The sequence below is a fragment of the Streptomyces sp. SYP-A7185 genome (assembly GCF_046103685.1).
Classification (GTDB): Bacteria; Actinomycetota; Actinomycetes; order Streptomycetales; family Streptomycetaceae; genus Streptomyces.
Genome location: NZ_CP122310.1, coordinates 4,454,476 through 4,467,456, shown reverse-complemented (window position 1 = coordinate 4,467,456; position 12,981 = coordinate 4,454,476). Strand labels below are relative to the sequence as shown.

The 12,981-nt window shown below is 72.3% G+C and carries 11 protein-coding genes; 5 read left to right on the top strand and 6 right to left on the bottom strand.

Features of this window, described 5'->3' with window-relative positions:
• Positions 1-2 precede the first annotated feature (2 nt).
• Together QBL25_RS19425 and QBL25_RS19420 are read right to left on the bottom strand one after the other, a co-directional pair.
• Positions 3-1,199 (bottom strand): sensor histidine kinase, encoded by a 1,197-nt coding sequence (locus QBL25_RS19425; RefSeq protein ID WP_409058307.1) that lies wholly within the window; start codon positions 1,197-1,199, stop codon positions 3-5.
• 227 nt (positions 1,200-1,426) lie between these two features.
• Entirely contained in the window at positions 1,427-2,095 is a 669-nt protein-coding gene (locus QBL25_RS19420; protein WP_409058306.1) for a response regulator transcription factor, read from the bottom strand.
• A gap of 132 nt (positions 2,096-2,227) precedes the next feature.
• Between QBL25_RS19420 and QBL25_RS19415 the strand changes: the two genes are divergently transcribed.
• The 4 genes from QBL25_RS19415 to QBL25_RS19400 are packed head-to-tail and all read left to right on the top strand — an operon-like array spanning position 2,228 to position 5,758.
• A complete protein-coding gene (locus QBL25_RS19415) occupies positions 2,228-2,728 on the top strand; it encodes a hypothetical protein (RefSeq protein WP_409058305.1) in 501 nt (166 codons plus the stop codon).
• Positions 2,725-3,786 (top strand): efflux RND transporter periplasmic adaptor subunit, encoded by a 1,062-nt coding sequence (locus QBL25_RS19410; RefSeq protein WP_409058304.1) that lies wholly within the window; start codon positions 2,725-2,727, stop codon positions 3,784-3,786. The genes QBL25_RS19415 and QBL25_RS19410 overlap by 4 nt, the downstream gene beginning before the upstream one ends.
• Positions 3,783-4,484: an ABC transporter ATP-binding protein gene (locus tag QBL25_RS19405; RefSeq protein WP_409058303.1), complete on the top strand. Its 702-nt coding sequence runs from the start codon at positions 3,783-3,785 to the stop codon at positions 4,482-4,484. Before QBL25_RS19410 ends, QBL25_RS19405 begins: the two co-directional genes overlap by 4 nt.
• Positions 4,481-5,758: an ABC transporter permease gene (locus QBL25_RS19400; RefSeq protein ID WP_409058302.1), complete on the top strand. Its 1,278-nt coding sequence runs from the start codon at positions 4,481-4,483 to the stop codon at positions 5,756-5,758. Before QBL25_RS19405 ends, QBL25_RS19400 begins: the two co-directional genes overlap by 4 nt.
• A 241-nt stretch (positions 5,759-5,999) precedes the next feature.
• Here the strand turns inward: QBL25_RS19400 and QBL25_RS19395 are convergent, their stop codons facing one another.
• The gene (locus QBL25_RS19395; RefSeq protein ID WP_409058301.1) at positions 6,000-7,373 is read right to left on the bottom strand and encodes a PAS domain-containing protein; all 1,374 of its coding nucleotides are present in this window, start codon (positions 7,371-7,373) and stop codon (positions 6,000-6,002) included.
• A 583-nt stretch (positions 7,374-7,956) separates the two neighbouring features.
• Between QBL25_RS19395 and iscB the strand changes: the two genes are divergently transcribed.
• On the top strand, positions 7,957-9,393 hold the full coding sequence (gene iscB, locus QBL25_RS19390; RefSeq protein WP_409058300.1) for an RNA-guided endonuclease IscB: 1,437 nt from the start codon (positions 7,957-7,959) through the stop codon (positions 9,391-9,393).
• A gap of 345 nt (positions 9,394-9,738) precedes the next feature.
• Here the strand turns inward: iscB and QBL25_RS19385 are convergent, their stop codons facing one another.
• From QBL25_RS19385 to QBL25_RS19375, 3 genes are all read right to left on the bottom strand, one after another.
• Positions 9,739-11,346 (bottom strand): transporter, encoded by a 1,608-nt coding sequence (locus tag QBL25_RS19385; RefSeq protein ID WP_409058299.1) that lies wholly within the window; start codon positions 11,344-11,346, stop codon positions 9,739-9,741.
• The gene (locus tag QBL25_RS19380; RefSeq protein WP_409058298.1) at positions 11,343-12,143 is read right to left on the bottom strand and encodes an ABC transporter ATP-binding protein; all 801 of its coding nucleotides are present in this window, start codon (positions 12,141-12,143) and stop codon (positions 11,343-11,345) included. The genes QBL25_RS19385 and QBL25_RS19380 overlap by 4 nt, the downstream gene beginning before the upstream one ends.
• 130 nt (positions 12,144-12,273) lie before the next feature.
• Positions 12,274-12,933, bottom strand: a complete 660-nt coding sequence (locus tag QBL25_RS19375) for a bifunctional DNA primase/polymerase (protein WP_409058297.1) — start codon at positions 12,931-12,933, stop codon at positions 12,274-12,276.
• Between the last annotated feature and the right edge of the window lie 48 nt (positions 12,934-12,981).

Here is a 12,981-nt window from a genome sequence, read left to right as displayed (position 1 = left end):
GGTCACGCCCGCTCCGAGCCCCCCGCCGGGCGGCCCCGCCGAAGCCCCTGCGGGCCCGTGGGGAAGCGCACCCGCACCGTGAGGCCCCCGCCCTCGCCGTTCGCCTCCGCGGTCGCCTCAGCGCCGTGTGCGCGGGCGATCGCGGCGACGATGGACAGGCCGAGCCCCGCACCCTCCCCGGGCGCGTGCGTACGCTCCCGAAGGCGCCGGAAGGGCTCGAAGAGGTGCGGGACGGTCTCCGGCGGGACCACGGGCCCCGTGTTGGTGACCCGCACGCCCTCGGGACCGGTGCGCACCTCGACCCGGCCGCCCTCGACGTTGTAGTCCACGGCGTTCGCCACCAGGTTGTGCACGAGACGGTCCAGGAGCACCCCGTCACCGCACACGGTGAGCGGCTCGGCGTGCAAAGACAGGGCGACGCCACGCCCGGCCGCCCGGACCGTGAGCCCCTCGGTCACCGCGCCCGCGACGACGTCCAGCGCGACGGACTCCCGCCGCTCCGGACCCCGCTCCGAGGTGGCGAGCAGCAGCAGCCCCTCGATCAGGTGCTCGCTGTCCTGAGCGACGGAGATCAGCTTCGTACGGATCCGGGCCACCTGGTCCGCGTCCGGATCACCCGCGAGACCGATCTCGGCGGCGGCCCGCTGCACGGCCAGCGGGGTGCGCAGCTCGTGCGCGGCGTTCGCTGCGAACCGCTGCTGCGCGCTGACCAGCTGCTCTATCCGCCCCAGCATCTCGTCGAAGGTGTCGGCCAGCTGCTTCAGCTCGCCCGGCGGTGCGTCGAGCGCGATCCGCTCGTGCAGATTCTCGCCGGACAGCCGGCGCGCGGTGCCGGTGATCACGCTCACCGGGTGCAGGACGCGGCCCGCCATCCACCAGGCGAGGAGGATCGAGAGCGCCGCGTACACGAACAGGACGATCACGGAGACCGTCAGAAGCCTGCTGAGGGCCGCCTGCCCGGCGATGTCACTGATCTTCGTGACGGCGAGTCCCTGCGTGATGTCCGTCGCCGTGACGCCGTCGGCGGGCATCCGCCTGGCGACCGAAGCGGACGCGGCCGGAGTGGGCAGCAGCCAGGGCGGATCCATCCTGCGGGCGGGGACGGCGGTGGTGACGGCGGTGCTGATCGAGGAGTAGAGCCCCTGCCGCACCAGGAGGTACACGAGCCCGGTGAGCAGCCCTCCCGCCAGGACCAGCATGCCGCCGTAGAGGGCGGTGAGCCGGGCGCGTTCACCGCTGAGACGCCCGACTCGAAAGCCGCTCCCGCCGGCCGCCCCCTGGTCTGCCCACCCTTGGTCTGCTTGCTTCCCTTCGGCCTGCCAATCGTCTGCCTGCCTCCCGTCGGCCTGCCTCGCCCCGGACCGCCTCGCCCCGAGCCGCCCCCACGCGATCCGCCTCCCCGCGATCCACCTCCCCGCGGTGCGCCTCACGCCGACCAGCCCGTGATCCGGTAGCCCGCGCCCGGGACCGTCTCCACCACCGGCGGGTCGCCCAGCTTCGTGCGGAGCTTGGAGAGGGTGACCCGGACCGCGTTCGTGCGGTAACTGGTGTCCTCCTCCCAGACCTGCTCGATCAGGTCCTCGCCGCTGACCACCGCGCCCTCCGCCCGCAGCAGCGCCTCCAGGACCGCGAACTCCTTGCGCGAGAGCGCCAGATGCCGGCCCTCCCGGCTGGCCTGGCGCCGGGCCGTGTCCAGGACCAGGCCCGCACGCTCGATGACCGGCGGCAGCGCGGGGCGCGTACGGCGGCCGAGGGCCAGCACGCGGGCGAGGAGCTCGTCGTACGCGAACGGCTTCGTCAGATAGTCGTCGGCGCCCAGACCGAGCCCCGCCACCCGGTCGCGGACCGTGGCCGACGCCGTGAGCATCAAGACCCGCGTGAGCAGCCGCTGCCCCACCACCCTGCGGCACACCTCGTCGCCGTGCAGGCCAGGCAGGTCCCGGTCCAGGACGACCACGTCGTACTCGCCCAGCTGGAGCTTGCGCAGCGCCGTCAGGCCGTCAGCCGCGACATCGACCGCGAGCGCGTCCCTGCGCAACCCGTCGGCGATCATCTCGGCCAGGAAATCCTCGTCCTCCACCAGCAGTACGCGCATGCGGCCCTGTGTACCTGAAGTGCACCTTTCGTCGGTGTAAGCGTCTCCGTTGAGAGAAACGAAACCTCCCTTCCCGCCAGCCTGGGCGCGCCGGCGCGCTGCCGCGCCGACACCACCAGTGAAGGGGAAGCCATGAGGACTGCCACGAAGACCCGTACGCGCTCGGCGGCCATCGCGTCAGGTTTCGCCGCCCTCGCCCTGTTCGCCGGAGCCTGCTCCTTCGGCGACGGCGACGGCGGCAGCCGGGACAAGGCCGACGGCGGCAAGGGCAAGCAGGCCGACGCCGCCTTCAAGGAGCGCGAGTGCCTGCGCAAGCACGGCCTCGACGTCCCCGAGCCCAAGGCCGGCGAGGACACCCGCGGCATCACCATCGGCGGCGACCTCAGCAAGGACAAGATGGAGGCCGCCATGAAGGAGTGCACCGGCAAGAACGGCCGGCCGGGCGGCGGATCGGTCTCGCAGGCCGACAAGGACAAGATGCTCAAGTACGCCCAGTGCATGCGCAAGAACGGCTTCGACATGCCCGACCCGAAGTTCGACGGCGGCGCCATGGAAGCCCAGAAGATGCCCGAGGGCGCCGAGGCCAAGAAGATGGAGAAGGCCGCCAAGGCGTGCAAGGACATCGTCGCGTGAGGCGCCGCACCGCCGTCGTCGCCACCGTCGTGGCCCTGCTCGCGATCACCGGCGTCGCCGTCACCGCACTCGCCGACCCCGGCAAGGACACCTCCGCACGGCGGGACACCGGACTCCCGCCCGCCACCGCCCCCGTCGAACGCGGCGACCTCAGCAGCGGCACCCAGACCGACGGCACCCTCGGCTACGCCAAGGAACGCAAGGTCAACGCGGGCACCACCGGCATCCTCACCCGGACCGCGGACAGCGGCTCCACCGTCCGGCGCGACGGCCGCCTGTACGAGGTCAACGGCGTCCCCGTACGCCTCATGTACGGCACCGAACCCATGTACCGCACGCTCAAGACCGGCGACGAGGGCAACGACGTACGACAGCTGGAGGAGAACCTCCGGGCACTCGGGTACGGGGCCGGGCTCGCCGTCGACGACACGTTCACGGACGGCACCGCCGCCGCCGTCAAGCAGTGGCAGAAGGCCCACGACCGCAAGCAGACGGGCCGCGTCGGACCCGACCAGATCGCCTTCTCGCCGGGCGGCGTCCGCGTGAAGTCCACCGATGCGGCCGTCGGCGACCAGGTCGCGCCGGGCAAGCCGGTGCTCTCCACCACCGGCTCCGAACGGGTCGTCCGCTTCCGGCTCGACGTCGCCGAGGGCAAGCTCGCCGAGGTGGGCACCAAGGTCACCGTGGACCTGCCGGACGGCACCACCGCCAAGGGCAAGATCGCGTCCGTCGGCAAGACCGCCAAGCCGGGCGACGACCCCGCCGACAAGACCCCCACGATCCCCGTGACGGTCTCCTTCGACGACCCCGGCAAGGTCGGCGGCTTCGACCAGTCCCCGGTCACGGTCAACCTCACGGGCCAGACCCGCAAGGACGTCCTGTCCGTCCCCGTCAACGCCCTGCTCGCCCTGCCCGGCGGCGGCTACGGCGTCCAGGTCGTCGAGCACGGCCGCGCCCGCCAGGTGAAGGTCGGACTCGGCATGTTCGGCCAGGGCCGCGTCGAAGTCACCGGCGGCGGACTTGAGGACGGCATGAAGGTCGGGGTGCCCAAGACATGAGCACCGTCGTGGAGTTGGGCGCAGTCACCAAGGAGTACCCCGGCGGGGTCGCCGCCCTGCGCGGCGTGGACCTGCGCGTCGAGGAGGGCGAACTCCTCGCCATCGTCGGCCCCTCCGGGTCCGGCAAGTCGACGCTCCTGCACATCATCGGCACCCTCGACCGCCCCTCACGGGGCTCGGTGGCGATCGCGGGGCACGACATCGCGCGGCTGCCCGACCGCAGCCTCTCCGCGCTGCGCGCACGGCACATCGGCTTCGTCTTCCAGGCCTTCCATTTGGTCCCGGGGATCAGCGCCCGCGACAACGTGGCCGAAGGCCTGCTGTACTCCGGCCTCTCGCGCGGCCGGCGCCGCGCACGGGCCGCCGAAGCCCTGGACCGGGTCGGCCTCGCCGACCGCATGGGACACCGCCCGCACGAACTGTCCGGCGGCCAGAAACAGCGCGTCGCCATCGCGCGCGCGGTCGTCGGGGCGCCGGACCTGCTCCTGGCCGACGAGCCGACCGGGGCGCTGGACTCGGCGTCCGGCGAGGCGGTGATGGAGCTCCTGCACGACCTCAACGCGCAGGGCGCGACCATCGCCGTCATCACGCACGACACGGAGATCGCGGGGCGGCTGCCGCGGCAGGTGCGGATCCGGGACGGGCAGGTGGTGGCGGACGTGCGGGCCGCGGCCCGTGAGGAGGGGCGGTCCGGATGATCCGTACGAAAAAGATCAGGAACCCGGGACCGAACCCGGGACCGAACCTGGGACCGAACCCGGGGCCGAACCCGGGGCCGACCCCGCGGCTGAAGGCGGCGCGGCTCGGGCCGCGGGACGTCCTGCACGTCGGCTCGGCGGGCCTGCGCAGCCGCCCCGTGCGCGTCGTGCTCTCCGCGCTCGGGATCGCGATCGGCATCGCCACGATGATCGCCGTGGTGGGCATCTCCTCGTCCAGCAAGGCGCAACTCCTGCGCGAGCTGGACGAACTGGGCACGAACCTGCTGGTGGCGGCCCCCGGGGAGCCCCTGTTCTCCGGGGAGAAGGTGGTCCTCCCGCGCGACGCGGCGGGCCGCGTCTCGCGCATGAAGGGCGTACGGGACGTCGGCGCGACCGGCGACCTCGACCGCACCGTGCGGCGCAGCGAGAAGATCCCCGAGGACGAGACCGGCGGCATCGCCGTCAAGGCGGCCACCGAGGGCCTCCTGAAGGTGCTGCGCGGCCGGATGGACCACGGCACGTGGTTCAACGCGGCCAACAGCCGCTACCCCGCGATCGTCCTCGGCCACGTCGCCGCCGACCGGCTCGGCATCACGCACCCGGGCCAGCAGGTCTGGGTGGACGACCGCTACTTCACCGTCGTCGGCATCCTCGACCCGCTGCCGCTCTCACCCGACGTGGAGCGCTCCGCGCTCGTCGGCTGGGACGCGGCCACGAGCGAACTGGGCTTCGACGGCCGCCCCACCTCGGTGTACGAGCGGTCGACCGACGCCTCCGTGCACGAGGTCCGCGACCTGCTCGCCGCCTCCATCGACCCGGAGAACCCGCGCAACGTCCAGGTCTCCGACCCGTCGTCCGCGCTCAAGGCGAAGGCGACGACGGAAGGCGCCTTCTCCACGCTGCTCCTGGGCCTCGGCGGGATCGCCTTGCTCGTGGGAGGCGTCGGAGTCGCCAACACTATGATCATCTCGGTCCTCGAGCGACGCCACGAGATCGGCCTGCGCCGCTCCATGGGGGCGACGAAGGGGCAGATCCGGATCCAGTTCGTGACGGAGTCCCTGATGCTGTCCGGGCTCGGCGGCCTTGCGGGCATCGCCCTGGGCGCGGCGGCGACGGGCGCGTACGCGGCGTCGGGCGGACTCCCCTGGGTGGTCCCCCTCTGGGCGGTCACCGGCGGCTTCGCCGCGACGCTGGCCATCGGCACGGTGGCAGGCTTGTACCCGGCGGTACGGGCGGCCCGCCTTTCCCCGACACTGGCGCTGCACGCGGCGTAAGGGGTGGCAGGCGCCGCACCACGGCAATCGCCTCCCACCCCCCCCGATCACACCGCCGGGCAAACGGGTGGGCGGGCGGGAAACACCCGCCGCGAAGCGGCGGGCTAGCCCCCCACCCACCCGCAGTGGAGCCGACCCCCGTCCACCCGCAGTGGAACCGCCCCCACCCACCCGCAGTGGAACCGCCCCCACCCACCCGCAGTGGAACCGCCCCCCACCCAGGCCCAGGGGCCCGAAGAAATCACCTGGCCCCCGCAACCCCCGCAAGATCCAGCGAGGCCGCGACCCGCGCCGAGACGCTCTCCGCGTACGTCGCGTCCGCCCGCTCGAACTGCGTACGGCTCGCGCCCCGCAAGAACGTCACCACCCCCAGCGTCCGCCCCCGGCTCCGCAGCACCGTGCACAACGCGTGCACCGAATCCTCCGGCCACTGCCGCGCCGCCGCCCACTCCCGGGCCCGCTCGGGCGGCGCCGTACCGGCACTGGCCCGCACCGAACCCACCCGGTCCACGCACTGCGGGGCCGGATGCCCCTCCAGATAGCGGACCGGCAGCCCCGCCTTGGCCACCGGCAGGCAAGGGCCCGGAGCACCGGCGGGCGTGGCGGCCACGCGGATGAGGCGTACCGGCTCCTCCTCGCCCGTGACCAGATCGATCAACGCGTGGTCGGCGAAACCCGCCAGGGCGAAGTCCAGCTGGACCGTCGCCGCCTCCATCGGATCCTCGCACTCACCCGCCGCCCGCGCCGCCCGGTGCAACTGCTGCGAACGGAACCGCAGTTGCGCCGCCTCCTGCTCGGTCTGCTTGGCCTCCGTCACGTCCAGGAACAGCCAGGCGACCCCCAACGGCACCGGCTCCTCCGCCAACGGCGAGGCCAGCCGCAGAAAGCCGCTGCGCCAGCAACGCCGCTCCGGCTCACCGCTCTCCGTGGCCCGCACCGACACCCACATCTCCGCGGGCGCCGGCGGCGCGCCTTCCGCCAGCACATGGCTCAGCGCGCTCTCCAGCTCCTCCACGCCCTGCCCGAGCAACTCCCCGAGCGGCCGCCCCAGCAGAGCCGTACGCCCCATCCCCAAGGACCGGGCGGCATGTTCGTTCGCCACGGCGGGACGCAGATCCGCGTCGACCAGCACCACACCCCACGACGCGTTCTCGAACAGGGCCTCGCTCAGCGCGATGGACCGCTCCAGGTCGATCTGCGCATGGACCTCGCTGAACGCGCAGTACACCCCGGAAGGCTTCCCGTCCGCGCCCCGCACGGCCGCCGACTGCGTCCGCACGAGCACCCGGCCGCCGTCCTTCGTCAGGAGCGCGAACTCGTGCACCTGCCGTCCGTGCGCCTCCATGGCGGACATCAGCCGCGTCTCGACCTCCTCGGCGTCGGCCGTCCGCACCGCCCACCCCGCGAACCCCCGCCGCCCGACGGCCTCCGCCGCCGACCACCCGAGAATCCGCTCGGCCTCACGATTCCAGTGCGTCACCACCCCATCGGCGTCGAACGCGCACAAGGCGGCGTCCATCCCGTCCAGCAATGCCGCGAGCAATTCGGCCCCACCGGGCTCGGGTTCTTCAGGCCCCAACTCGTCGGTGGTTCCGCTGCGCCGGGAAGCACTCACCTGGCACCCCCTGCAGGCCGTGTCCTCATGAGCTGCATGTTCTGCGTATACCGCACGTCAGATCATTGAACTCGAACGTGACGCAGCCCACAGGTACTTCCCAGAAGTTGGACGAAATCGTTGCCCGAAAATGCGGGGCGCGGGTGGAGGCCCGGAATCAGACGCACGTCCGAAGATTCGCACAAATGGCTGGCATCACGTGATGCAGATCCCCGGGGGCGTCGTGATCGCTAGCGTCGGCGACGCAACACATGAAGGGAGATCACTCGCTCCTCGGCACACGGCCGGAGCCTGTCCCCCAAGGACACGCCGAGTGATCAGTCCGAGTCATCAGGACCACCAGGTCAGAGGAAGGCGCCTTTTGATGGCTACGTTCTCCGTGGGCGAGCAGACCCACCTGGCTGTGCTTCCTCAGCAGCCCGCACTGGAATCCGTGAGAGCAGACACCCTCAGGAGCGAGGACGAAACGGCTCACGGACTCCCCGCCGTCGCGCGGGGCACCGGCGGGGAACATGGGCGAGGGGAGACCGGCGGGCATCGCGTCAGACCCCGTCGGCGTCACGCCGGAGCGACCGTTGCGGCGGTGGAGACGGCAGAGACCGGGAGCGGTGACGCTCCCTCACTTCCGGAATACGGCGGCGGCATCGGCGACAGCAGAGTCTTCGTACTGGGCAGAGACAGGCGCCCGTTGATGCCGTGCCACCCCGCACGGGCACGCCAACTGCTCGACGGGGGGCGGGCCGTGGTCCACCTGCGTGTCCCGTTCACCATCCGGCTCAAGGACCGCACGCGCGACCAGTCGGTGGTCGACGGCGTACAGGTGCGCGTCGACCCCGGATCCCAGGCCACGGGCTTCGCCCTCACGGACGAGAGAACGGTGACGGGTCTGCCCGGAGAAACCGTTTTGGCGCGCAGGGGCTTGATGGCCGTCGAACTCCGCCACCACGGCGACCAGATCCGCCACCGGATGAAGCAGCGGGCCGGATACCGGCACCGGCGACGGTCCGCGAACCTTCGCCACAGAGCACCGAGAAGCCAGAACCGCCCCCGCCCGGAGGGGTGGCTGGCCCCCTCACTGCGCCACCGGGTCGACACCACCGTCTCCCTGGTGAACCGCCTCTGCCGGTACGCGCCGGTCATGGAGATCCACGTGGAGAGCGTCGGGTTCGACACCCATTCCCTGACCGCGGGCAAGCGGCTCAGGGACGGCGAGCACCAGAACGGTCCACTCGCCGGAACGGACGCTCGCGCGTACTTGCTGGCCGCTCACGGCAGGGCCTGCCGGTACTGCGGAGCGACCGGTGTCGCTCTGAACATCGACCACGTGCACCCCGTCAGCGGCGGTGGCTCCAGCAGGCTCTCCAACCTCGTCCTCGCCTGTGTGCCCTGCAACCAGGCCAAGGGCAGCACACCCGTCACCCTCTTCCTCGCCGGCCGACCGGAGCGACTCGCGGAGGTCCTCGCCCAGGTCCGTGCACCCCTGCGCGACGCCGCGGTCATGAACTCGACCCGGCGTCGGCTCATCGAGGAGCTGACCGCTCTCGGCCCGCCCGTGCACGTCCGGCCGGGCAGCCACACCCATCGGAACCGCACGGCAATGGGGCTCGGCAAGACCCACACCCTCGACGCCCTCGCCGTCGGCGACCTGGATCGGGAGAACGGCGGCCGGATCGTCCGCGTGCCCGGCCGCGTTCTGGTCGTGAAGGCCACCGGGCGGGGTTCCTACGCTCGTACCACCCCCGACCGCTTCGGCTTCCCCCGACTTCAGCGGGCCCGGAGCAAACAGCATTTCGGATACGTCACCGGCGACTTCGTACGTGCGACGGTCCCCACCGGAAAGTGGGCGGGCACCTGGCACGGTCGTGTTTCCGTACGGGCCAGGGGCCAGCACAGCATCACCACGTCGGGCGGACGGATCAACGTCTCCCATCGCAATCTGCGCCTGCTCCAGCGCGGTGACGGTTACGCCTACGACACCCGGGAGGAGCCCGTCCCACCGGCTTCCGGAAAAAGCGGTTGAGACGAGGCGACAGGGTTCCTAGGGTGTGAGTCATCACGGAGAGGAGGTGGTTCGGCAGATGTATGGAAACCGGACGCGTGAGGTGACTGCGGGCTAGTGGCCCGTCGTCGCAACTCGATTTCGGCGCCGGACCAGCACGTGTGACGTGCGTGCAGCCGGCCCAATCCCAGGCAGTCACCCGACCCGCGAGCCGCCGGTACGTCCGGCCGGCTCCCCGCCGTCTCATGCGGCGGGGACCACGGCTCGCGGGTCGTCTGTGTTCTCAGGGTTCTCCGGGTTCTCCGGCTTCTCCGGGCTCTCCGGGCTCTCCGGGTGTTCTGTGGGCTCTTCCGGGCTTCTCCGGGGTCAGCCCTTGCTGACCGCCGAGAGGATCTCCGGCAGCCGTCGTGCCACCCTCGGCGCCGCCAGCCGCAGACCCAGGTACGTGATCACCGTGCCGTAGGCCCCGCCCAGCGGCAGCAGCAGCCAGGACCAGTTGTCCGCGCCCGACACGTGCAGCCAGATCGTGAAGGCGAGCACCGGGGCGCACAGGAGCGCCGCCGCGACCATCCCGCCGAAGATCGAGATCCAGGCCAGGCCCGCCTGGCCGGGGGCCACGTTCTTGTAGCCCTCCTGCGGGATCGAGTAGGGGAAGCGCGCCGACGACCAGGCGCCCGTGGCCAGCATCGCGCCGAGCAGCGCGAAGGAGAGGCCGAGCGCCTCCGCGAGGCCGCTCCAGTCGCCGAGCACCGCCGCCGTCAGGACCGTGACCAGGCCCGCGTACGGCAGAGTGATCACAAGGAGCGCCAGGGCGCGGGCGCGGATCTCGACGTACGCGTCGTGGGTCGACGAGATCGCCATCGCGACCATCCAGAACGCCGAGGTGTCCTGGCCGAACTGGTTGTACATGAGGACGCCGAGCATCCCGGCCGCGAAGCACGCGAAGTAGATCGAGCCGGTCCCTTGCAGGGCGTTGAAGAGCGGCACGATGAGGCCGATGGCCAGGGACGTCACCCAGGCGGCCTTCGTCTTCGGGTCGCGCCACACATAGCGCAGGCTGCGTTCCATGACCGTGCCGGTGCGTCCGCCGGGCACGAGCCGGCCCGGGCCGCGTGCGGCGCGCGTCTTGGCGGGTTCGGCCGCGGCGAGCGTCGAGCCGTCCGGGGTGGTCATCAGGTGGGTGAGGCTGCGCTGCCAGAGGGCGAGGAGCCCGGCGAGCGCGGCGGCGCTCAGTGCGAGCTGGGCGGCCCCGGTGGCGTACGAGCCCTCGCTGACCGAGTCGACGGCGCCGATGGCCGACGCGGGCGGGATCCAGCGCACGACGTCCGCCGCCGGGTCGAGCTGCGAGAGCCCGGACGAACCGAGCTTTTGCGCCCCGAAGTTGACGAGCTGCGCCCCGACCGCGATGACCAGGCCGCTCAGAACGGCCAGATCGCGCCCCTTGCGGCTGGTCAGGAGGCGGATGTTGGCGGCGGCGACGGTGCGCGCGAGGGCCACGCAGACGAGCAGGGTCAGCGCGATCGCCAGGACCCCGGTGACGGCCGCCGCCGCGCCGTGCGCGAGGGAGATCACGGAGCCGAGGGCGAGGCAGAGGGTGAAGAGCGGGCCGACGCCGACGAGGGACGCGACGAGGAGCGCGCGGACCAGCGGCCGGGGCCGCAGCGGCAGCATCACCAGGCGGGTGGGGTCGAGGGTCTCGTCGCCGCTGGGGAAGAACAGCGGCATCACCGCCCAGCCGAGCGCGAGCACGGCGGTGAGCAGGACGGAGACGGTGGCGGCGTGTTCGTTGCCGCGCAGGGCGATCAGGCCGAGGAGCTGGAGGGCGGCGACCAGGAGCGTGGCGGCGACGGAGGCGATGTAGGCGGCGCGGCGGCCGGAGGACTGGTGCAGGCCGTTGCGCAGGAGGGAGAGCTTGAGCCGGACGAAGACGGGGGTGATGGAGGGGCCCGCGGCGGCCGTGGGTGCCGTGCTCATCGGGTGCCGCCGCCCAGCCAGTCGAGGTGCGATCCGGTGTCGCGGCCGCCCGCGCCGACGAGTTCGAGGAACGCCTGCTGGAGCGAGGGGGCCTCGCCGCGCACCTCGGCGAGGGTGCCCTGGGCGCGGATGCGGCCCGCCGCCATGACGGCGACCCAGTCGCAGAGGGATTCGACGAGCTCCATGACGTGCGAGGAGAAGACGACGGTCGCCCCGGATGCGGTGTAGCGCTCCAGGACGCCGCGGATGGTCTGCGCGGAGACGGGGTCGACGCCCTCGAAGGGTTCGTCGAGGAAGAGGACCTCGGGGTTGTGGAGCAGGGCCGCGGCGAGGCCGATCTTCTTGCGCATGCCGGTCGAGTAGTCGACGACGAGTTTGTGCTGGGCGCCCGCGAGGTCAAGGACGTCCAGGAGCTGGGTCGCCCTCTTGTCGACCTCGGCGCCGGGCAGTCCGCGCAGCCGCCCGGTGTAGGCGAGGAGTTCGCGTCCCGAGAGGCGCTCGAAGAGGCGCAGCCCTTCGGGCAGGACGCCGATGCGGGCCTTGACCTGCACGGGGTCGGTCCACACGTCGTGGCCGACGACCTCCACCGTGCCCCGGTCGGGCCGCAGGAGGCCGGTGACCATGGACAGGGTGGTGGTCTTGCCCGCGCCGTTCGGGCCGACGAGGCCGATGAACTTGCCCGCGGGGAGCGTGAGGTCGATCCCGGCGACCGCGATCTGCCGGCCGAAGGACTTCCACAGCCCTTGTACCCGCACCGCCGCGGGTCCGGGTGCTGCCGCCGGTGCTGCCTCGGTCACGGTGCCCGCCTTTCGTCGCCGTTCGCGCACGATACGTCGGCGGAGGGGGCGAAGGCCGGACGGGGCGGATATCCGGCCCGTCCGACCGCGCGCGCCCCCGGGTGCCTGGCGTTCGCGCGCCCCCGGGTGCCTAGCGGCGTGCCTCGCGCCCGCAGGCGTAGGCCAGCGGGGAGATGATCTCCTCGGCGTCGGGGAGCCAGCGGTTGGCCGCGGTGGGGCGGCACGCCCACTGCACGGCGCCCGAGGCGCCGAAGCGGGTCGGGGGCGCGGCCACGTACGCGCCCTCGCCCAGCGAGATCAGGTCGATCGCGGCGGGCGGCCAGCCCAGCTTGCGTACGAGGTCGGGGACCTTGGCGGTGGCTCCGGGCAGGACGAAGAACTGCATGCGGCGGTCGGGCGTACAGGTGACGGGTCCGAGCGTGAGCTCCATCCGCTCCATGCGGGCGAGCGCGAGGAACCCGGCGGTCTCCGGCACGTCGATCGCGTCGAACGTGCGGCCCGTGGGCAGCAGGATCGACGACTTCGGCTGCTTGGACCACAGGCGCCGGGCGACGGTCGCGCTGCCGGTCGCCTGGGTCGCCCAGTCCTCGCGCGCCGGGTGCGAGCCGGGTGTCGTGCACGCGGTGTCACCGCACGAGCAGATTTCGGCCCCCTCGACGGACTCGAGCCACGTCCCGGGGAACACGTCCCAGTGGCGCTCTTCCGCGTATCGCACGGCCGTGTCCAGCAAGGATTCTCCGCGCTGCTTCGGGATGTGCGCGGCTGACGTGACTCCGATGGTCTCTTCCACGGACTTCTCAACTCCGCCCGACACCTACGGTTACGGCCGTCGCGTGCG